The sequence below is a fragment of the Stenotrophomonas sp. A3_2 genome (assembly GCF_036624925.1).
GTDB classification, from domain to species: Bacteria; Pseudomonadota; Gammaproteobacteria; order Xanthomonadales; family Xanthomonadaceae; genus Stenotrophomonas; species Stenotrophomonas hibiscicola.
In genome coordinates, this window is sequence record NZ_JAZKVY010000277.1 from 65,226 (window position 1) to 86,389 (window position 21,164).

The window sequence follows — 21,164 nt, forward strand, 5'->3', positions numbered from 1 at the left end:
ACGCCAGCCGATCAGATGCGACAGGTTACGCCGGGTCAGATCCAGCGCTGGTCGACCAGTTCGCGCTTCACGTAGGCATAGAACACCGGCGCCGCCACCAGGCCGGGCAGGCCGAACGCCGCCTCCATCACCAGCATGGCCAGCAGCAGCTCCCAGGCGCGGGCCTGGATTTCACCGCCGACGATGCGCGCATTGAGGAAGTACTCCAGCTTGTGGATCACGATCAGGTACAGCAGCGCCGCCACTGCCACGTAGAACGAGACAGACAGCGCAACGATGGTGATGATCGTGTTGGAAATGATGTTGCCCACCACCGGCAGCAGGCCGGCGACGAAGGTGATCAACACCAGGGTCTTGGACAGCGGCAGGTGCACACCGAACAGCGGCAGCACGCCCAGCAGGAAGATCGCGGTGAACACGGTGTTGAGCAGCGAGATCTTCACCTGTGCGAACACCACCTGGCGGAATGCGGTGGCCAGGCGGCTGGTGCGCCCGATCAGCTCCTGCGCCAACGGCCCCATCTTGGGCACGGGAAGTTCGTCGTACAGCGCGATCATCGCCCCCAGCACCATGCCGATCAGTACGCGCACGCCCACCTGCACCACCGACGTGCCGGCCACGCCCAGCTGGCGCTGGTGCTCGGCGGCCCAGTCGTTCAGCGCCGCGCGCAGCGCCGGCATGTCTTCGGGAATGTAGGGTTGCAGCAGCGCCGGCACCTGGTGCCGCGAGGTATTGAGGATCTCCATCAGGCGCGCCAGCAGCGCGTCCGGGCCGCCGGTCTCATTGCGGAAGAACGAGGCCACGCCGATCCCGGCCAGCACCAGCGCGCTGATGATGATGGCCGACAATACGATCACCGCGATCGCCCGCGCTCGTCCCGGCGGCAGCTTGCCTTCCACGGTGGAGGCCAGCACGTGGGTCAGCTGGAACACCAGCAGCCCCGACAGCAGGGTCACCACCAGGCCCAGCTTCAACGCCAGCCACATGCCCAGCAACATCATCAACCACGCCGCGATCCGCGCAACGGGGGGCTTGGGCTGTGCAACGAGGGCGTCTTGCATGGGCGGTGCGTCCGGGCGGGGTGGCCCATGGTAGAGGATTGGTGGCGATGATTCCGGGTACAGCATGGACGAGCGCTACGCCCTCGTTCTGCGGTATGCCCACCGCCCCCGGCCCACTATTCGCCATAGCTGGCGTTGTTCTTGCCCTGGCGCTTGGCGTGGTAGAGCGCACGGTCGGCCAGTGCCAGCCAGTCCTCGACGCTGCCACCGCGCGGCGTTGCCGCGATGCCGATGCTGACGCTGAACTCGATGCCCGGTGTTGCCTGCCGTGCTGCTTCCAGCAGGTGCAGGCGGACCCGCTCGGCCACCTGCATCGCATCGATGGGCGCACAGTCGTGCAGCAGCACCACGAACTCGTCGCCTCCCAGCCGCGCAGGGGTATCACCGGGCCGGGCGAAGGCGCGCAAGGTGGACGCGATATGGCGCAGCACTTCGTCCCCGGCACGATGACCATGCGAGTCATTGATGCGCTTGAAGTCATCAACATCAAGCATCAGCAGGCAGGCGAAACCACCCTGACCCTGCGCCTTGTCCAGTGCCTGCTGAGCGCGGACGATCAGGAAGCCGCGGTTGGCCAGCTCCACCAGCGGGTCCATCCGGCTCAGCCGCTTCAACTGGCGGTTCTGCGATTTCACCCGACGGGCCAGCTGCCAGCTGAGAATGCTCAGCCCGATGCCATACACGAACAGGAACGGGATGCTCAGCATGATCGTGCGTTGCGAGGTCACCGGCTGGAATGGGAAGCCGAGCGCCCACCAGGTGAGTGCGAAGCCCAGCAGCAGCGCCAACGTGGCGCGCGTCGCCAGGCGCACGCCACCGGCTGCGATCTTGTCGGCCACCAGCAGCGCGGCAAACAGCGCGCTGGGCACGGCACTGAGCGCCATGAATGCGATCCAGCCGCCGCCGAACAGGGAATCGGCCACCATGCAGCGGAACTGGACGCGCGCCGGCTGGCGGGAGCGCCGGGTCAGCAGCAGCGCCAGCGCGGGCCACGCCAGCGCGTTGAGCAGCAGCAGGACCCACGCCCATCCGCCATTCTGCCGTTCGAGGATGATCGACGCGATGGGGATCGCCCCCAGTCCATTGCCGACAAAACGCATCCAGCCGATGCGACGTGCCGCGCCAATGCCTTCGACCGCGCCTTCCGCCGAATCGGTGAAGAATGGCATTGCCCCCTCCTGCGCGATCGCACCTGCTGCTACGGCCCTTGCCGGGCTGGCTGCCGGTGAGTCTGACAGGTTCGCGTCAATTCGGGATCAAGGCGGCGCCCCGTGGCGCGGTGTTCACCCGCCCCTGGGGGCCGCCGTGGAACCGCGCAGCATGAAGCTGAACTCCAGCGTCTGCTGCAGCGGCACATCGACCTGTTCGATGATGGCGAGCAGCAGGTTGACCGCGCGCTCGCCAATCTGCCGCATCGGCTGCCTGATCGTCGTCAGCGGCGGCGTGAGGTAGCGCGAGGAGGCCAGGTCGTCAAAGCCGACGATGGACAGGTCCTCCGGCACGCGGATGCCCAGCTCCCGGCAGGCAGCGAGAGTGCCCAGCGCCATCTGGTCGCTGAAACAGAAGACCGCAGTCGGCACCGGCGCGACGGCCAACATCGACATCGCAGCTGCATGGCCGGACTCCACCGAAAAGTCACCCGGCATGATGTTCAGCTGGCGCAGGCGCCCACGCGCCTTGCCCGCCGCCCGCACCCCTTCCATCCGTTGCTGGTGCAGCGGATTGTCGGGGGGTCCTCCCACCACCGCGATCCGTTCGTGTCCCAGTCCATACAGGTGTTCCATCACCGTGCGCGCGGCGGCGGCATTGTCGATGTGGACGCTGGGAATCCCCAGTGCGGGATCGAATTCACAGCCGTTGACCACCGGCGCGGCGGAACCGCGTTGCTCAACGATGTCACGCGCCGTAGGTGGCAGGCGATGCCCCAGCACGATCATGCCGTCGGCCTCGTTGCGCCGGAGCATCTGCGCGTAGCGCTCCTCGCGGTCCGGTTGATGCTGGGTATCCCCCAGCAGGACCGCGTAGCCGACCGCCTGCGCTGCGTCCTCCGCGCCCTGCAGGATCTGGGCGAAGAACGGATTGGCAATGTCCGGGACGGTGACCAGGATCTTGCCGCTGCGGTGGGTCTTGAGCGTGCGCGCCACCGTGTTGGGCACATAGCCCAGCGCGGCGGCCGCCTGCTCGATGCGCGCACGGGTGGCCGGCAGGACCTTGTCCGGCCGGGACAGTGCCCGCGACACCGTGCCGGCGGAGACGCCGACGTGCTTTGCGATGTCGTAGATGGTGGCCATGGCGTTAGTTCTCCCGTCCGCTGTGCAGTGCACAACAGGTCCTGCGTGCGCCCCTGCTAGGATAATGCAATCGATTGCATCGAGGGCGAATCACGTTGAAGACGCTCAAGGGTCCAGCGCTGTTCCTGGCGCAGTTCATCGGCGACACAGCTCCTTTTGATCGGCTGGACACGCTGGCCGCATGGGCCGCGGGTCTGGGCTATTCTGGCGTACAAGTTCCCACCTCCGCGCCCCGCCTGTTCGATCTGGCCGAGGCGGCACGCAGCCAGGCGTACTGCGACGATATTGCCGGCATGCTGGCCGGTTACGGCCTTCAGATCACCGAATTGTCCACCCATCTGCAGGGGCAGCTGGTCGCGGTCCATCCTGCCTACGACAGCCTGTTCGACGGATTCGCCCCGGCGAACGTGCGCGGCAACCCGCCGGCGCGCCAGGCGTGGGCGGTGGAGCAGCTGCGGCTGGCGGCTCAGGCCAGCCAGCGCCTGGGGCTGGCCGCGCATGCCACCTTCTCCGGCGCACTGGCCTGGCCCTATTTCTATCCGTGGCCGCAGCGCCCGCCGGGCCTGGTGGAAGAAGCCTTCGCCGAACTCGGCCGCCGCTGGCGACCGATCCTGGATGTCTTCGACACCTGTGGCGTGGACCTGTGCTTCGAGCTCCACCCGGGCGAGGACCTGCACGATGGCGCAACCTTCGAGCGCTTCCTTGACGTGGTCGATCACCACCCGCGCGCGAAGATCCTGTACGACCCCAGCCACCTGCTGCTGCAGCAGATGGACTACCTCGGTTTCATCGATCGCTACCACGCGCGCATCGGCGTCTTCCACGTGAAGGACGCGGAGTACCGGCCCAGCGCGCGCAGCGGCGTGTATGGCGGCTACCAGGACTGGATCGATCGCCCGGGCCGGTTCCGTTCACTCGGTGATGGCCAGATCGACTTCAAGGCGATCTTCTCCAGATTCGCGCAGTACGACTTCCCGGGCTGGGCGGTACTGGAATGGGAGTGCTGCCTGAAGCACCCGGAAGACGGTGCACGCGAGGGCGCCGCCTTCATCCGCGATCACATCATCCATGTAACCGAACGCGCCTTCGACGATTTTGCCGGGAGCGGCACGGATCTGGAATCACTTCACCGCATGCTGGGAATCTGAACCATTTCCGCCCCGGGAGGGCAAGCCATGACGCACGCGATGTCGCGCCTGGGCGCGATGATGTTTCTGCAGTTCTTCATCTGGGGGGCGTGGTTCGTCACCCTGGGGACGTACCTTGTGCAGGGCCCCTTGCAGGCCAGCGCGAGCCAGGTGGCAACCGCGTTCCTCAGCCAGTCCATCGGCGCCATCGTGGCACCCTTCCTGGTCGGCCTGATCGCGGACCGCTATTTCGCGGCGCAGCGCATCCTGGCAGTACTGCACCTGGCTGGCGCGGTGCTGATGTGGCTGGCTTCCACCGCCACCAGTTTCAGCGTGTTTTCCGCGTGCGTCATGGGCTACATGCTGCTGTTCATGCCGACGCTGGCCCTGGCCAACAGCGTGGCGATGCGGCACATGCAATCGCCGGAGAAGCAGTTCCCGCTGGTACGCGTGGCCGGCAGCGTCGGCTGGATCGTCGCAGGCGTGCTGATCGGCTGGCTGGGCTGGGAACAGGCGCATCGGCTTGAACTGACGTTCCGGATGGCGGCGGCGGCATCGCTGGTGCTGGGCCTGTATGCGTTCACCCTGCCGCACACGCCACCACTGGCGCAGCAGCGCGAGGCCGGGCTGGGACAGATCCTGGGGCTGGATTCGTTGCGGCTGCTGAAATCGCGTGCCTATCTGGTGTTCTTCCTGGCCTCCATCGCCATCTGCATTCCGCTGTCGTTCTACTACAACTTCACCAATCCGTATCTCAACGACCTGGGCGTGCAGGGCGCCGCCGGCCTGCAGTCGCTGGGCCAGGTGTCCGAAGTGCTGCTGATGCTGGCCATGCCCTTCCTGTTCGTGCGGCTGGGGGTGAAGACCATGCTGGCGGTCGGCATGGCCGCCTGGGTGGTGCGCTACGCCCTGTTCGCCTTCGGCGATGCCGGTGGCGGTTTCCCGCTACTGGTGATCGGCATCGTGCTGCACGGCATCTGCTATGACTTCTTCTTCGTCACCGGCCAGATCTACACCGACGCCCATGCCGGCCCCGCCGCGCGCAGCAGCGCACAGGGCTTCATCACCCTGGCCACCTACGGCGTGGGCATGCTGATCGGCACCTTCCTGTCCGGTGCCGTTGTGGAGCACTTCACCACCGCAGCAGGCCCGGACTGGCAACAGATCTGGTTGTTCCCGGCCGGTGTTGCACTGGTGGTGCTGATCGCCTTCCTGCTGTTGTTCCGCGACCGCCCGGCAGCTGCTGCAGCGCCGTACACACCCTGAGGAGACCGGACGATGCCCCCGCTTGGAATCGCCATCGTTGGTACCGGCATGATCGGCGCGGTGCATCGCCGCGCGGCACTGCTGGCGGGCGCCGCGGTACGCGGCGTACTGGCCTCGTCGCCGCAGCGCGCGAGCGAGGTGGCACACGCGTGGAATGTCCCGCACGCCTATCGCGATATCGATGACGTCGTCGCTGACCCCCAGGTGCAGGTCGTGCACATCTGCACGCCCAACCACCTGCACCGCGTGATGGCGCAGGCCGCGCTGGAAGCCGGCAAGCACGTGATCTGCGAGAAACCGTTGGCGACGACGCTGGACGATGCACGGGCGCTCGCGGCGCTGGCTGCCTCGACCGGATTGGTTGCCACCGTCCCCTTCGTCTACCGCTACCACCCGGTGGTCCGCGAGGCGCGTGCACGCATCGCGCAGGGTGAACTTGGGCCGTTGCACCTGATCCATGGCAGCTACCTGCAGGACTGGCTGCTGGACCCGGCCAGCAACAACTGGCGGGTTGACCCGGCGCTGGGCGGCGCGTCGCGCGTGTTCGCCGACATCGGCTCGCACTGGTGTGACCTGGTGGAATGGGTCAGTGGCGAACGCTTCACCGAAGCGAGCGCGGCGTTCGCCACGGTCATCGCCGAGCGCAGCGCCACCACTGGCCAGAGCTTCAGCACGCCGGCGACAGGCGGCGCAAGGCAGGCGGTCGAGAGCGAGGACGTGGCCGCAGCGATGTTCAGGACCGGCGCCGGCACGCTGGCGTCATTGACGGTCAGCCAGGTCTCGGCCGGACGCCACAACCGGCTCTGGTTCGAGATCGATGGCGCCAATGCGAGCGTGGCGTTCAACCAGGAGGATGCCGAGCGGCTGTGGATCGGCCGGCCCGAGCAGCGCGAGGAAATCTTCGTGCGCGGCCCGGGTGCCGGCAGTGCCGAACAGCGCCGGTTGTCGCCGCTGCCAGCGGGGCATGCCCAGGGCTACGGCCACTGCTTCGAAGCGTTCGTCGCCGACACCTATCGTGCCGTTGACGGCGAGCGCTTCGAAGGCCTGCCCACCTTCGAAGACGGCCTGCGCTCGGCGCGGATCGTCGATCGCGTCATTGCATCGGCCAGGTCACGCGCCTGGACCGCCATCGGTTGAATCCCGGGAGGAACTGTTGATGAAAGCTCTTTTCCGTAGAAGTGCAGGTCTCATCCTGCTGCTCGCTGCCCTGCCCGCCTTCGCAGACGAAGCGGCCACCACGCAGAAGCCGATCGCGGTGCAGATGTACACCCTGCGCAATGCAGGCTCGCTCGACCAGCAGCTGAAAATCGTCCACGACGCGGGCGTGCGCGCGGTGGAGACCGTCGGAACGCAGAACGTCAGCGCTCCGGAACTGAAGCGACTGCTGGACCGGTACTCGATCAGGGCGGTTTCGTCGCACGTGCAGCTGGCCGAGCTGCGCGACAACCTCGATGGCGTGGTGGCCTTCAACCGCTCGATAGGCAACACCACACTGGTGGTGCCCTACCTGGACCAGAAGGACCGTCCGCGCGATGCCGCCGGCTGGACCGCATTGGGCCAGGAGCTGGGCCGGATCGCCAGACAGGTGCGCGGCAAGGGCATGCAGCTGGCCTATCACAACCACGATTTCGAGCTGGCCGACTTCGACGGTCAGACCGGGCTGGAGCTGCTGTTCGCAGCGGCCGGACCCGATCTGAAGACCGAACTGGACCTGGCCTGGGTCGCGCGAGCGGGACTGGACCCGGCAGTGATGCTTGGCAAGTTCCGCGGTCACGTTTTTGCGGTACACGCCAAGGACAATGCACCCAAGGGCCAGGCCGAAGACGAAGGTGGTTTCGCTGCGGTCGGCCAGGGCGTGCTGGACTGGAACGCGATCCTACCGGCCGCCGCCACCGCTGGCGTGCAGTGGTACATCGTCGAACACGACCAGCCACGCGATCCGGCCAAGGTGATCCAGACCGGCGCGGACTACCTGCGTGAACACCTGCCGGCCAACGTGCCCGCCCGTGCACAGCACTGACGCGTGAAGGAGCCCCACATGAAAATGATCCTGGCAGTGGCCGTCGCCCTGGGCGGCATGAGCGTTGCGAAGGCAACGTGGGCCAAGGACGACCCGGCCGCCGGCGCGAAGCTCTACGCCCAGCACTGCACTGCCTGCCACGGTGCTGAACGCGCCGGCGTACCGCCGACCTTCCCGGCGCTTACCGACGTCGGCAAGCGGCTTCAGCCCGCCCAGGTCAAGGACAAGATCAGGAAGGGCGGAGGATTGATGCCGCCCTTTGCCCAGCTGTCGCAGCAGGAGATCGACGACCTCGCCAGCTATCTGGCGAAGTAGGCGGCCGGCGACCACGCCGGCCGCGTGCCGCTACAGTTCGCGCACCCAGATGTTGCGGTAGCTGACCCTGGAGTCATGCTCCTGCAGATAGAGCGGCGCACATCCGTGCGGTGAGTAGGAGGGAGGACCGATGTACTCGGTCCTGCCCGCCACAGCCGTATCGTCCTGCACCAGAACACCGTTGTGCAGCACCGTGATGCGCGCCGGCGAGAGCAGCCCACCGCCCGGAGAGAAGCGCGGTCCCTTCCAGATGATGTCGTAGGCCTGCCACTGCCCCGGTGCGCGCGAGGCGTTCACCAACGGCATCGCCTGCTTGTAGATCGAACCCGCCTGGCCGTTGGCATACGTCGGGTTGTTGTAGCTGTCGAGCACCTGCAACTCATACAGTTCCTGCAGGAAGATGCCGCTGTTGCCCCGGTTCTGGCCGTCGAAGCCTTTCGTCTCGGTGGGGGTACGCCATTCGACATGCAGCTGGATATCGCAGAAGCGTTGCCTGGTGCGGATGCCCTTGCTGCCCGGAACGACGGTCATGGCGCCATCGGCAACCTTCCAGGGTACACGCCCTCCCTGCTCCGCCTCCCAGGCCGAGACATCCTTGCCATCGAACAGCACGATGGCGTCCGACGGCGCCTTGCCCGGTGGCGTGGCCACCACCGCAGGCACCGGCGTCCACACCTCGGTCTTCTTCGGGTCACGCGCAGCATCGGCACCATCCTGTGCGAATGCCGTCGCAGCGGCAAGCAGGCCGGCGGTGCCCAGCAGAGCGCGGATCATCCGGGTGTCGCCCATCAGCTGGTCCCCCATGCAGGCGTACCGGGAACGTAGGCAAGGTCGCCGTCGTAACGTCCCGGCACGGCGACGTATTGCAGCACCCCAGTCGCACCGACCTTGGAGGTGAAGAAGCCAAAGATGGCCAGTTGCTTGATCATCGTGAAGTAATGCGGCATCGCCTCGCCTTCTTCTGGCGTACCGGTCTCGGTCACATCGGCATTGCGCGCCTTGGCTTCGGCATCCAGGGTACGCAGCAACCCGGTGCGTGCCTCCGGCGTGAGCGACAGGAAGCGGCCACCGGCACGCTTGTCGATGTCGGCCAGGCCGGCACGGAACACCGCCTGCTGGCGAGCGGTGTAGCAGTCGCTGACGAACGTCGCCATGAACGCACCGGCGCCCGCGTCCTTCGCCCCGGGTGTCCGGGTCCGCGGCAGGATGGTCTCGGCGATCTCGTCCAGCGTGCCGATATCGGCATCGGTGAACGCGGGCATCGCCCCCGCGGCCGGCGCCTGCCCTTGCACCAGCCCCGGCAGGCCAACCATGGCCGCACCGGTGGCGGCGACGATCATCTTCAGCAGTTCGCGGCGATCCATCAGAAGTTCCCCGCTTTCAGTTCGCGCACCGCATGGTCGGCCGCACGGGCCGTCAACGCCATGTACGTCAGCGAGGGATTCACGCAGGCGCTGGAAGTCATGCAGGCACCGTCGGTCACATAGACATTGGGCGCATCCCAGACCTGGTTGTGTGCATTCAACACCGAGCTCTTCCGATCACGTCCCATGCGCGCGGTCCCCATCTCATGGATGCCCTTGCCGGGGGCATAGTCGTTGTCGTGCATCTTCACGTCCTTGACCCCGGCCGCCTCCAGCATCTCGGCGGCATCGGCGGCCATGTCCTTGCGCATCGCCAGTTCGTTGGCACGCATGGACACATCCATCGCCAGCACCGGCAGCCCCCACTTGTCCTTGCGGTTGCGGTCCAGGCGGATCGCATTGTCGTGGTGCGGCAGCATTTCACCGAACCCGGTCATGCCGATGCGCCAGTCGCCCGGCACGGTCAGCGCCTCCTTCAGGTCGGCACCGATGTTCAGCTCGGCGATCTCGCGCGACCAGCCGGTGCGGCTGGCACCGCCCTGGTAACCGAACCCGCGCAGGTAGCCGCGCTTGTCGGACGCGACATTGCGGAAACGCGGAATGTAGAAGCCGCAGGGCCGGCGGCCGAAGTAGTACTTGTCTTCGTAGCCCTCGACCCGGCCCGAGGCGCCCGCACCGAAATGATGGTCCATCACGTTGTGCCCCAGCTCGCCCGACGAAGAACCCAGTCCCCCGTCCCAGACGTCGGTCGCCGAATTCATCAGCAGCCAGGTGGAGTTGAACGACGACGCGTTGAGGAAGATGACCTTGGCGGTGTACTGGTAGGTCTGCCCGGTTTCGGCGTCGATCACCTCCACGCCACGCGCACGCTTGCGGTCCTTGTCGTAGAGCACTTCCTTGACGATCGAGAACGGCCGCAGCGTCAGGTTGCCGGTCTTCATCGCCGCCGGCAGCGTCGCCGACTGGGTCGAGAAATAGGCACCGAAGGGACAGCCCAGGATGCACTTGTTGCGGTACTGGCAGTTCACGCGGCCCTGCTCGGGCATCGGCTGGGTGATGTTGGCAGTGCGCGAGTGGATCATGTGCCGTGTTCCGCCGAAGGCCTTCTTGATCCGCGCGGCCACATCCTTCTCGACGATGTTCAAGGGAATCGGCGGCAGGAATTCGCCGTCCGGCAACACGTCTAGTCCTTCGCGCGTGCCGGCAATGCCGGCGAACCTCTCTACATGGTCGTACCACGGCGCGATGTCGGCATAGCGGATTGGCCAATCGGTGGCGATGCCGTCCTTGAGGTTGGCCTCGAAATCCAGATCGGAGAAGCGATAGCTCTGCCGCCCCCACATCAAGGAACGACCACCGACGTGGTAGCCACGGAACCAGTCGAAGCGCTTGGTCTCGATGTAGGGCGAGTCCTGCTCGTTGGCCCACATCCCTTCCAGGTTCTCAGCCAGCCCGTAGTCGCGCATCAGCACCGGGAACGCGGCCTTCATTGCCTGCGTTGGCCGGTTGCGGTGCGGGAAATCCCACGCCTCCTTCATCGCGTTGACGTAGTCCTTGACGTGCTCGATGTTGCGCCCGCGTTCCAGCATCAGGACCTTCAGGCCCTTCTCGGTCAGCTCCTTCGCTGCCCAGCCGCCACTGATTCCCGAGCCAACAACAATGGCGTCGTAGTGATTATCTGCCATGGGTCTCTCACCTGGGTGGATATCGTTTCAGACGTCGCAGAGGCGGATCGCCTCGCGCAATGAGGCAACGGGATCGGGCGCGGCAGGCGTGAACTCCTGCGCCAGATACCCCTTGAAACCGGTGTCGCGGATCGCGCGGCAGATCGCTGCATAGTTCAGCTCCTGCTGGTCTCCGATCTCATGCCGGCCAGGCACGCCTGCGGTGTGGTAGTGCTTGAAGCAGGCGTGATGCTTGCCGATGGTGGCGATGATGTCGCCCTCCATGATCTGCATGTGGTAGATGTCGTACAGCAGGCCGAAGTTGTCCGAGCCGAGCCGCTGGCACAGCTCCACGCCCCAGGCCGAGTGGTCGCACAGGTAGTCGCGGTGATCGACCTCGGAGTTGAGCAGCTCCATCACCAGCACCACACCGCGCTTCTCGGCATGCCCGAGGATGCGCTTGAGGCCAGCCTCGGCATTGGCCATGCCGTCATGCGGGTCCATACCGTTGCGGTTGCCAGAGAAGCAGATGAGATTCCGGTAACCGGCATCGGCCACCAGATCGATGTGCCGCGTGTAGCGCTCTACCAGCGGGTCGTGGAACTCACGGCCGGCAAAGCCCTTGGTAAGACCCAGCTCCGCGCCGTTGCACATCGAGCTGTAGACGCCATGGGCCTTCAGCGTGGGCCAGTCTTCGGGGCCGACCAGGTCGATCGCGGCAAAGCCGATGTCCTTCACCGTCGCGCAGAGCTGGGCAACTGACAGCTGCGGGAAGGTCCAGCGGGCCACGGCCTGCTTCAGGTTGCCCTTCAGCGGTGCAGTGGTGGCGAATGCAGGCAACGCTCCCGCAGTACCCAGAGCTACGCCTCCAGCAACCGCCATGCGCAGCGCATCGCGCCGCGTGAGCCCCCTCGAAGGAGCCGGTCTGATCGAATGGATGGACATCCACCTTCCGGCCTCCCAACCGGTATCAAACGCAACGATCCACAGCAATGCAATCGATTGCACCATAGGGGAGGAAATTGGATGCTTGCAAGTTGCGGTGCACGAAAATTCAATGCTGCGGGGCACAACTCCGTAGCAATCGCGGACAAAGAAAAGCCCCGCATGAGCGGGGCTTTCTTTTCTGCTGCAGGCGAGCGTCCGATCAGAACGGAATATCGTCGTCAGCGAAGTCGTCCATCGGCGGCGCCTGCTGCGGCTGCGGGCGCTGGTTGCCGCCCTGGTTGCCGTAACCGCCGCCCTGGTTGCCGCCCTGGTTGCCATAGCCACCGCCCTGGCCGCCACGCTGGCCACCGCCGCCGCCGTACTCCTGGCGCGGCGCCTGCTGGCGCTGCGGACGATCGCCGCCGTAGCTGCCACCACCGCCACCTTCACCGCGGCCGCCCAGCATCTGCATTTCATCGGCGATGATGTCGGTGGAGTACTTCTCCACGCCGTCCTGGCCGGTGTACTTGTCGTAGCGCAGGCTGCCTTCGACGTAGACCGAGCTGCCCTTGCGCAGGTACTCGCCGGCGATCTCGCCGAGCTTGCCGAAGAACACCACGCGGTGCCATTCGGTGCGCTCCTGCTGGTTGCCATCCTTGTCCTTGCGGACGCTGGTGGTGGCCAGGCTGATGCGGGTGATCGCCATGCCGCTCTGGGTGTACTTCACGTCCGGGTCGTTGCCGAGATTGCCGACCAGGATGACTTTGTTGATGCCGCGCGCCATAGATGGATTCTTCCGTTGTCCGGGGCTGGACCAGTGATAGCACACCCGACGGGGTGCCGATACGCTGGACCTCCCGCGGTTGCGAATGGGGGGGATATCGGAACGAGGCATCTTACCATTCCCTTCGCCCCCGGCCCGTCGGGAATCCGGCCGATCCGGGTCGGAACCGACCTCAACGAAGCAGGGGGCGATCCAGCAGCAAGCCGGTGACCCGTGTGACCTCCCCCACCGCCACCACCCTGGGCCCTTCATGGCAGTGGAAGCGCACGCCGGGCCGGATACGCTCCCGGTGCAGCCCCGCCCTGAGCACCTCATTGACCACGGTCAGGCCGGCCAACAGGGGCTCGCCCACCGGCAGCGGCAGCTCGGTCGCCCAGCTGTCGCCCTCGGCGTGACGGAAGTCGGGCCAGATCATGAACAGCTCTGGCGCCCCGGCGTCATCGGCGTAGGCAAAGTCACAGCGGATACCGTTCCGGGCCGGGCTGCGACGCCCACCCTCCTCTGGCGCAAGGATGCGGATCCGCGCCTCGAAATCGTCGGGGACACCCGGGTACAGGCGAAAGGTCACCGCTTGGCTCCATCAGGCTATGGTGTTGACCGTCGCACGACCGCGACCGTGGCCACAAGCAGTGACGGCCAGGACGGCCGGCAGCCACCCCATGGCATCATGCCCGTGCACCCTTCCCCCCGTCCCCTCCCGCGTTCCCATGACGATCAAAGGCAAAGCCACCTCCCTGGACATCGCCCACCTGGCCGGGGTCTCCCAGCCAACCGTGTCGCGGGCCCTGCGCGGCAGCCCGATGGTCAACGCCGAGACCCGCGAGCGCATCCTGCGCATCGCCCGCGAGCTGAACTACAAGGTCGACAAGAACGCCTCCAGCCTGCGCCTGCGCAACGCCGGCACGCTGGCCCTGCTGTTCTTCGAAGACCCGACCAACGACGATTCGCTGATCAATCCGTTCTTCCATTCGATGCTGGGCTCGATCACCCGCGCCTGCGCGCTGCACGGGCAGGACCTGCTGGTCTCGTTCCAGCAGCTGTCCACCGACTGGCAGGCCGATTACGAGGACAGCAACAAGGCCGACGGCATCATCCTGCTCGGCTACGGCGACTACCACGAATCGCGCGACCGCCTGCAGCGGCTGGTCGAACAGGGCACGCACTTCGTGCGCTGGGGCGCCGCCCTGCCCGGCCAGCCGGGCGTGTCGATCGGCAGCGACAACTTCCAGGGCGGGCATGACATCACCACCCACCTGCTGCAGCAGGGCTGCCGCCGCATCGCCTTCCTCGGCCATGCCTCCAGCCATTACCCCGAATTCCAGGAGCGCTACCGCGGCCATGTCGCGGCCCTGCAGGACCACGGCCTGGCCGCCGAACCGGCGCTGCAGCACGATGCGATCACCACCGAGGCTTCCGGCCAAGAGGCCTGCCAGGCGCTGCTGGCGCGCGGCGAACCGATCGATGCGATCTGCGCCGCCAGCGACCTGATCGCCATCGGTGCGATGCGCGCCCTGCGCGAGGCCGGGCTACGGGTGCCGCAGGACGTGGCGGTGACCGGCTTCGACGATATCCCGCTGGCGGCCTCGGTGTCTCCGGCGCTGACCACGGTCCAGCAGGACACCAAGCAGGCCGGCCAGCTGCTGGTGGAGCGCCTGCTGGCGCTGATCGGCCGGCAACCGGTGGAGGGCCAGAGCATCCCGGTGAAGCTGGTGGTGCGGGAATCGTCGCTGCGCGGGTAGGCGCCGCAGGGCGGGATCGCTCTTGGCCTCGCCCTTGTTGTTTGGCTTGGTCTTACCCTAGTGCCAGTGCCGAGCCGTGCTCGGCAAACTACCCGCGACAGGCGCGCAGGTTCAGCGTGCCCCGGCCTTCGGCCCCAGCAACGCCAACAGCACATAGACCACGATCGAAGCGACGGTACCGAGCACCGCCGGCAATCCGTAGGCCCACGCCGAACGGCCCTGCTGGCGTGCCCACTGGGCCAGATACCAGGCCGAACCCAGGTTGATCAGCCAGGCAATGGCGAATGCCGGCCACTGCACGATGCCCACCGCGCGCAGCAGGGGCACGGACACCAGCGCGGCAACGATCGCCGCGATCAGGAAGATCAGTGCGGAGCGGGAATGGCGTGATCGTGCCGGTGAGCCGACAGGTAATTCCTTCAATTCCACAGCAGAGCCTCGATCCTGATGTTATCCAAAAGGAACCACGTACTGCACCCGAAGGGAAGCGTTCTGTAGGGTCGCGCCGTGCTCGACTGATCCGGCATTGCGCGAACGGCAGCCGAGCATGGGCTCGGCTCTACATGACAATCAACCCTGGGCGAAGTCCTTCAGGATCTCGCCGACGCCGCTGGGCGAGATCTCGAAACCCAGCTGGGTGCCCGGGTTGATCACCACGCCGTAGCCACCCGGCACGCGGCGCAGCACGTCCAGCATCAGCCAGCGGATCTGGTGTTCGGCCTGCTGGCTGTAGATGCCCACCCGCGACGGATCGGTGAATACGGCCACGTGCAGGATGCCCTGCTTGTCGAACAGCAGCGGGTCGAAGCCGCTGCCGTCGGGCGTGACCAGGCTGCCGGTCAGCAGCACTACCTCGGAAGCGACGAAGGCCTCCATGAAGGCGCGGATCGGCACCGCCCCGTCCATCGCCGCCTTCAACAGGGTTTCGATCGGGGTCTGCGGGGCGAGGTCGGTCATGGCGGTACGGCGGGGCGTCAGGGGGGGGCCTATTGTAGGGTCGAGCCTGCTCGACTGCTCGAAGAGCGTGCCAACCGAAGTTGGCACCCACCAGTGCGGTAGCGCCGGGCCATGCCCGGCGGCGCCCTCACCGTCCCAGACGCTGGTCCCGAGCCTTCTGTTCGGTCATCGCCTTGTCCAGCTCGGCCTGCAGCGCTGGCTGCTGCACGGCGGCATCCAGCACATACACCTTCACGCCGTGTGCGGGCACTTCGGCCTCCAGGGAGGCATCCACCTGCAACGAACCGCCGTCCAGTGCATCGCGCCAGCGGCCGGACTGGACGTAACGCGCCACGGTGAGCGTCCTGGCCTGGTCGCCCTTGTTCAGCAGCACCAGCGCGGTCTGCGCCACCTCGCCCTGCTGCAGCACGCGGAAGAACACCGCCTCATCGCCCTGCAGGCGTTCGTTCACCTGCAGGCCGCGCTGCAGGGCCGGGGTGGCCTCGCGCAGCTTGGCAATGCGCTGCAGCGGCGCGAAGATCGGGCTCTGCGGTGCAGCGTCCACGCGCGGCTGGCCGAAGTAGGCACGGTTGCCTGCATGCTCGGCGCGGCCGCGCATGAAGCCGGTTTCCGAACCGTAATAGACCACCGGAATGCCGCGCGCGGTGAACAGCCAGTTGTGCGCATCGATGAAGCCGGTGTCACTGGCCTGAAGGCGCGGCATGTCGTGGTTGTCGTAGAAGCTCATCAGCTCGTACGGATTGGCATACGGGCCACCGCTCAGGTGCAGTGGCTCAGCCAGGGTCTCGAAGCCCTTGTTGGCGGTGCCGAAGGTCTGCTCCAGTGCGCCGCGCAACGGGAAATCGAGCACGCTCACGTTGGCATTGGATGGCCAGGTGTGCTCGGCAATGGTCGCCGCGTTGTAGTCGAAGGCTTCGCCAATCATGAACATGCCCGGGTGCTCGGCACGGATGCGCTTGACGAAGGCATGCCACCACGGGTGCGGCAGCCAGCCGATGGTGTCGATGCGCAATGCGTCCACGCCCTGCGCGGTCCATTGCAGGTAGGCACCGACCAGGTAGTCCATCACCGCCGGATTGTCCTGGTTGAAGTCGGACAGCTCAGCCAGGTTGCCATCGAAGATCGAGCCATCCTTGCTGTCGACCGGTCCAATGTTGTTGTAGAACGCGTGCAGCGGGTTGTGCTTCGGATCCAGTTTCTGCGGCGGCAGGTTCTGGTGGTCGGCGATCAGTTTTCCGTCCTTGTCGAAGATCTGGCCGAACTGCGGCTGTCGCGTCGGCATGGTCCAGGCCGGCGAGCCGTGGTTGCCCACGATATCCAGCACCACCTTCAAGCCAGCACCGTGCAGGCCCTTGGTCAGCCCGGCGAAATCCAGGTTCTTGCTGGGCAGGTGCTCATCGAGCTTGTAGAAGTTGATGCCCCAGTACCCGTGGTAGCCGGTCTTGCCGCGGTCGGTCAGCGTGCTGGTGCAGCTGATCGGCTTGCTGCCGGTGAACGCCTCGTCCGGGTTGTCGACGATGGGCGTGATCCATACCGCGCCGAAACCGAGGTTGCGGATGTACTGCGCGTTGTCGAGCACACCGCGGAAATCACCACCGAGGTAGCCGATGTTGCCGTCCACCTTGTCCGGGCACGGCACTGGGATGTCGAAGGTGCGGTGCGCGCCACCCTGGTCACGATGGTCATTGGCCGGGTCACCGTTGACGAAGCGGTCGGTGACCACGAAGTACACCGCATCGCTGGCGAACGGCTCGGTGGTGCCGACGTAGTCCGGGCGCGGCGTGGCCACGGCCTGGCCGGCGAACAGGGCAAGGGAAACAGCAACAGCCAGGACACCACGCATCACACCACCTCCGGACGGGACGGAACCCGCAGCACGCACAGGCCGGCCAGGAACAGGCTGCAGCCGCCCAGCACCAGCACATGCATCGGCTGGCCACCCAGCCATGCGCGCAGGGCAAAGCCGAGCGCACTGGCCGCCACCAGCTGCGGGATCACGATGAAGAAATTGAAGATGCCCATGTACACGCCCATCTTCGACGCCGGCACGCTGTCGGACAGCAGTGCATACGGCAACGACAGGATCGAGGCCCAGGCAAAGCCGACGCCCACCATCGACAGCAGCAGCCAGTGCGGGTCGCGGATGAACATCAGCGAGACCAAGCCGGCGCCGCCCAGCCACAGGTTGACCAGGTGGCTCCAGCGCAGGCCGATCGCACGCACCATCGGCGGAATCAGCACCGCCGCCAGCGCAGCGAAGCCGTTGTAAGCGCCAAACAGCACGCCCACCCAGTTGGCACCTTCGTTGTAGGCGGCCGACTGTGGATCGGTCGAACCGAAGTGGGTACCGGCCACCGCAGCGGTGGTGTAGATCCACATGGCGAACAGCGCGAACCACGAGAAGAACTGCACCCACGCCAGGCGGCGCATGGTGACCGGCATCGCGCGCAGGTCGCCGACGATGGCGGCCAGCATATGCGTGGCCGGCAGCGCGCGCGCGGCCGCCAGCAGCAGGCCGTAGCCGGCGCACAGGCCGGCCAGCACGTACAGCATCCGGTCGCCTTGCCGCCAGGCGATCAGCAGCGCCAACAGCACACCCAGCCCAAGCCACAGGGTGACCCGCGTCCATGAAGCCGGGCCGTTGATCGCGGCCGCCGCGTGATGTTCCGGTGGCTCGGCATCATCGAACCCGGCCAGCTCCGCCGGTGAATATTCGCGGGTGCTGACCACCGTCCAGGTGATCGCCGCCAGCAGCACCACCGCGCCGAAGTAGAACGCATAGCGCACAGTGTCGGGCACTTCCCCGGCGGACGCGGTGTTGGCAACGCCGAAGTGGGCCAGGATGAACGGCAGAAAGCTGGCGACGATGGCACCCACGCCGATGAAGAAGCTCTGCATGGCATAGCCGGCCGGACGCTGGCGTGGCGCCAGCTGGTCACCGACGAAGGCACGGAACGGCTCCATCGATACGTTGATCGAGGCATCCAGTACCCACAGCGTGCCGGCCGCGATCCACAGCGTCGGCGAGTTCGGCATCACCAGCAGCGCCAGCGTGGTCAACACCGCACCGATCATGAAGTACGGACGACGGCGCCCCCAGCGCGTCCAGGTGCGGTCGGACAGGTAGCCGATTACCGGCTGCACCAGCAGGCCGGTCAGCGGCGCGGCAATCCACAGCCCTGGTACCGCGTCGATATCCGCGCCCAGCGTCTCGAAGATGCGGCTGGCATTGGCGTTCTGCAGGGCGAATCCGAACTGGATGCCGAGGAAGCCGAAACACATGTTCCAGATCTGCCAGAACGACAGCTGCGGTTTTGCCGTGCGATTCATCGTGCACCCTCTTCCATCGCCACCGGCGCCACCGTCAGCGCCTGCACCTGGGCCTGGTTGAGCACGCCTTCGCGGCCACCCTTGCCCCCGGTGTAGTGCGCGAAATGTTCAAGCGCGCTCATGTTGAAGCCTTCTTCGAGCGCGACGGTGCACTGCCCCTTGGCCACAACGAACGTTGCCGAAGTCGAGTCCTGCACCGCCACGCTGTGCGGCAGCGTAACCGTGTGCCGCTGCAACGGCTGGCCCGGGCACTGCAGCACCAGCTGCTTCACCGCAGCGGTGACGCCGGTGTTGATCGGCCCGTTCGGGTTGCGGTACTGCAGGCGAAGACGCACCTGCCCGGCCTTGGCCGAGGTGAACTGCCAGCGATCCTCGCCCTTCAGCACCTGCTGCGGACCGACGCAGACCGTCGGGCTGTGCAGCGATTCCAATGCGTTGTCGCGCCGGGTCAGGCTGAGGCAATGCTGCAGGCCATCGTCACTGATGTGCGCCTGGCCGTTGCTGGCGGTGAGCGCGCGACCGTCCTGCCACAGCACCTGGCCGGCAGCGACCTCGACGTTCCAGCCCCTGCCCTTGCGCCGCGCCTGCGGTGCGGCCGGCGTGGCCGGTGCGCGCGCATTGGCGTCGGCCGTCATTGCTACGCTGCGCGGCGCCGCTGCTGTGGGGACCAGCTGCACGGTGGTGGTGGCACCACGCATCTTCACCTTGCCCGCTACCAGCAATCCATCGGCCAGCTGCTTCGGCCGCTCCAGCACATAACGCTTGCCGTTGGCCTCCAGGGAGATGCGGCGTTGCTTGCCGAACAGTTCGGGCACCAGTACGGCCGGCAGCTTGGGCTGCACGCGGCCATCGTCCTGCACGCCGAATACGCCTTCGACCACCATCGACAGATAGCCGGCCACCGACCACAGCTGGCGTTCGGAATTGACCACCGGGCCGCTCAGTGCGCCTTCCTCGACATGCACGGCCTGGCTGACCAGCTCGTAGTTTTCCATGTTGGAGCCGGCCAGCGCGGCGCCCTGCATCAACGAGCGGATTTCGGCGGCGATGCGCGGCGCATCATCCAGCTGCCGCGCCGCGCGCAGCGAGTACGCACTGACGAACGGCCAGATCGCGCGATTGTGGTAGATCGGCTGCTGCGCCTCCTGCGGCCACACCACCGGGCTGCCGGCCGGGCCCATCGGATACGCCGCCAGCGCACGCCGCGCGCGCTCCGGCGGCAGCACCCCGGCCAGGATGCCCAGCGAAAGGCCGAGCAGATCCACCTTGGCGTACGGCACCGGGTGCGCGGCTTCACCGATGTAACTCATGTACTGGCCGATGTCTTCGCGCCAGAAGCGCGTATCGATCTGCTGCGCCAACGCATCGGCCCACGCCTTGTACTCAGCCGCGCGGGCATCGCCGTGCTGCCCGGCCAGGCGTTCGGCCAGGCGCAGTGCCTGGTAGTGCAGCACGTTGGTGGACAGTGCGTAGGAATCACCGATGAAGCGCACGTCCTCGCGGGTCCAGTCCGGATAGGTCTGCTCGCGCCAGTCCAGGAACGAGGTCTCGCCGCGGTACAGGCCCACCTGCGCGTCGAACACCATCGCGCGGTCCTGCGCCAGCGTGCCCTGCAGCGCCTGCCAGACCTGATCGGCAAACGCTCGGTCCTCCAGCAGGTGGCGTGCCGCCAGGAACCACACCACGCGGTCGCTGCTGATCGGCCAGCTGCCGCCGGACCCGGTGTCCTGCGCCACGAACAGGCCGGGCGTACGCCCGTCACGGGCTGCCGACAGCTTGAACTGCAGCGACTGCCGGGTGCGCTGCGGGTCCAGACGTGCCAGTGCCAGATCGGCGGCGAAGCTGACATCGCGGGTCCACACATAGGGCCAGCGCGCGCCGGTCTGGAAGCACTCGCACGGCACCGGCCGGCCTTCGTCGAACGCGGGATCGCGAATCGCGTCCACACGGTCCTGGTCCATCTCCTGCTGGGCCAGCGCGAACAGTGCATCGAACATCACGCTGCCGGTCTGGCTGCGCATCGGTGCGGCTGCGATCTGCACTGCGCCCTTCGGCGCATGCAGCACGAAGCTGCCATTGGCAGCGGCTTCGGCGCGCGCATGGCGGCCGTCGAATTGCAGGTCGGCCGCCTGCGCGGTCGTCCCCAGCGCTGCCCCCAGGGCAGCGGTCAGGCAAATGATCTTCAGCATCGAAGCGGCGGACCGGCTTGCGCCCGTCGGCCTCCCTCCCTCTCTGCACGCGTTGTAGGTCCGCACCGTCGTTGCAGGCGGGCGGGCGCGGCCCCTCCCTCAAGGTGCCTGGGCCCCATGGTAGACGCGG

The 21,164-nt window shown here is 66.6% G+C and carries 20 protein-coding genes; 6 read left to right on the forward strand and 14 right to left on the reverse strand.

Annotation, left to right across the window (positions count from 1 at the left end; translation table 11 throughout):
- Positions 1-35: 35 nt before the first annotated feature.
- The 3 genes from R5H29_RS13635 to R5H29_RS13645 form a co-directional block, all read right to left on the reverse strand.
- On the reverse strand, positions 36-1,061 hold the full coding sequence (locus tag R5H29_RS13635; RefSeq protein ID WP_019659360.1) for an AI-2E family transporter: 1,026 nt from the start codon (positions 1,059-1,061) through the stop codon (positions 36-38).
- Positions 1,062-1,177: 116 nt separating this feature from the next.
- Complete coding sequence (locus R5H29_RS13640) at positions 1,178-2,230, reverse strand: sensor domain-containing diguanylate cyclase (protein WP_019659361.1); 1,053 nt, start codon at positions 2,228-2,230, stop codon at positions 1,178-1,180.
- 114 nt (positions 2,231-2,344) lie between these two features.
- Positions 2,345-3,352, reverse strand: coding sequence for a LacI family DNA-binding transcriptional regulator (locus tag R5H29_RS13645; RefSeq protein WP_058980811.1), 1,008 nt, complete (start codon positions 3,350-3,352; stop codon positions 2,345-2,347).
- Positions 3,353-3,447: 95 nt separating this feature from the next.
- Between R5H29_RS13645 and R5H29_RS13650 the strand changes: the two genes are divergently transcribed.
- The 5 genes from R5H29_RS13650 to R5H29_RS13670 are packed head-to-tail and all read left to right on the forward strand — an operon-like array spanning position 3,448 to position 8,080.
- A complete protein-coding gene (locus R5H29_RS13650) occupies positions 3,448-4,500 on the forward strand; it encodes a sugar phosphate isomerase/epimerase family protein (protein ID WP_332329291.1) in 1,053 nt (350 codons plus the stop codon).
- Between the two features lie 27 nt (positions 4,501-4,527).
- Positions 4,528-5,745 carry a nucleoside permease gene (locus tag R5H29_RS13655; RefSeq protein WP_134730415.1) on the forward strand — a complete coding sequence of 406 codons (1,218 nt, stop codon included), beginning with the start codon at positions 4,528-4,530 and terminating at the stop codon, positions 5,743-5,745.
- A gap of 12 nt (positions 5,746-5,757) precedes the next feature.
- A complete protein-coding gene (locus R5H29_RS13660) occupies positions 5,758-6,882 on the forward strand; it encodes a Gfo/Idh/MocA family oxidoreductase (protein WP_332329292.1) in 1,125 nt (374 codons plus the stop codon).
- A gap of 19 nt (positions 6,883-6,901) precedes the next feature.
- Positions 6,902-7,765, forward strand: coding sequence for a sugar phosphate isomerase/epimerase (locus R5H29_RS13665; RefSeq protein WP_155029106.1), 864 nt, complete (start codon positions 6,902-6,904; stop codon positions 7,763-7,765).
- 18 nt (positions 7,766-7,783) lie between these two features.
- Complete coding sequence (locus R5H29_RS13670) at positions 7,784-8,080, forward strand: cytochrome c (protein WP_332329293.1); 297 nt, start codon at positions 7,784-7,786, stop codon at positions 8,078-8,080.
- Positions 8,081-8,110: 30 nt separating this feature from the next.
- On the opposite strand, the gene R5H29_RS13675 is transcribed toward R5H29_RS13670, so the two are convergent.
- The 6 genes from R5H29_RS13675 to R5H29_RS13700 all read right to left on the reverse strand — a co-directional run bounded on the left by R5H29_RS13675 (position 8,111) and on the right by R5H29_RS13700 (position 13,387).
- Positions 8,111-8,884, reverse strand: coding sequence for a DUF1080 domain-containing protein (locus R5H29_RS13675; RefSeq protein WP_111101842.1), 774 nt, complete (start codon positions 8,882-8,884; stop codon positions 8,111-8,113).
- On the reverse strand, positions 8,869-9,444 hold the full coding sequence (locus R5H29_RS13680) for a gluconate 2-dehydrogenase subunit 3 family protein (RefSeq protein ID WP_171952347.1): 576 nt from the start codon (positions 9,442-9,444) through the stop codon (positions 8,869-8,871). Before R5H29_RS13680 ends, R5H29_RS13675 begins: the two co-directional genes overlap by 16 nt.
- Positions 9,444-11,129 carry a GMC oxidoreductase gene (locus R5H29_RS13685; protein WP_134735498.1) on the reverse strand — a complete coding sequence of 562 codons (1,686 nt, stop codon included), beginning with the start codon at positions 11,127-11,129 and terminating at the stop codon, positions 9,444-9,446. Before R5H29_RS13685 ends, R5H29_RS13680 begins: the two co-directional genes overlap by 1 nt.
- A gap of 27 nt (positions 11,130-11,156) precedes the next feature.
- Positions 11,157-12,053: a TIM barrel protein gene (locus R5H29_RS13690; protein WP_332329294.1), complete on the reverse strand. Its 897-nt coding sequence runs from the start codon at positions 12,051-12,053 to the stop codon at positions 11,157-11,159.
- Positions 12,054-12,255: 202 nt separating this feature from the next.
- Positions 12,256-12,819, reverse strand: a complete 564-nt coding sequence (locus R5H29_RS13695; protein ID WP_332329295.1) for a single-stranded DNA-binding protein — start codon at positions 12,817-12,819, stop codon at positions 12,256-12,258.
- Between the two features lie 172 nt (positions 12,820-12,991).
- Entirely contained in the window at positions 12,992-13,387 is a 396-nt protein-coding gene (locus R5H29_RS13700; protein ID WP_332329296.1) for a hypothetical protein, read from the reverse strand.
- A 139-nt stretch (positions 13,388-13,526) separates the two neighbouring features.
- Here R5H29_RS13700 and R5H29_RS13705 point away from each other — a divergent pair, with 139 nt between their 5' ends.
- Complete coding sequence (locus tag R5H29_RS13705) at positions 13,527-14,558, forward strand: LacI family DNA-binding transcriptional regulator (RefSeq protein ID WP_332329297.1); 1,032 nt, start codon at positions 13,527-13,529, stop codon at positions 14,556-14,558.
- 111 nt (positions 14,559-14,669) lie between these two features.
- On the opposite strand, the gene R5H29_RS13710 is transcribed toward R5H29_RS13705, so the two are convergent.
- The 5 genes from R5H29_RS13710 to R5H29_RS13730 form a co-directional block, all read right to left on the reverse strand.
- Positions 14,670-14,987 carry a hypothetical protein gene (locus R5H29_RS13710; RefSeq protein WP_111201188.1) on the reverse strand — a complete coding sequence of 106 codons (318 nt, stop codon included), beginning with the start codon at positions 14,985-14,987 and terminating at the stop codon, positions 14,670-14,672.
- Between the two features lie 141 nt (positions 14,988-15,128).
- Positions 15,129-15,515, reverse strand: coding sequence for an SseB family protein (locus R5H29_RS13715; RefSeq protein ID WP_134730436.1), 387 nt, complete (start codon positions 15,513-15,515; stop codon positions 15,129-15,131).
- Positions 15,516-15,642: 127 nt separating this feature from the next.
- On the reverse strand, positions 15,643-17,358 hold the full coding sequence (locus tag R5H29_RS13720) for an alpha-amylase family glycosyl hydrolase (protein ID WP_332329298.1): 1,716 nt from the start codon (positions 17,356-17,358) through the stop codon (positions 15,643-15,645).
- Complete coding sequence (locus R5H29_RS13725) at positions 17,358-18,845, reverse strand: MFS transporter (protein WP_171952356.1); 1,488 nt, start codon at positions 18,843-18,845, stop codon at positions 17,358-17,360. Before R5H29_RS13725 ends, R5H29_RS13720 begins: the two co-directional genes overlap by 1 nt.
- Complete coding sequence (locus R5H29_RS13730; protein WP_332329299.1) at positions 18,842-21,034, reverse strand: MGH1-like glycoside hydrolase domain-containing protein; 2,193 nt, start codon at positions 21,032-21,034, stop codon at positions 18,842-18,844. Before R5H29_RS13730 ends, R5H29_RS13725 begins: the two co-directional genes overlap by 4 nt.
- Positions 21,035-21,164 lie beyond the last annotated feature (130 nt).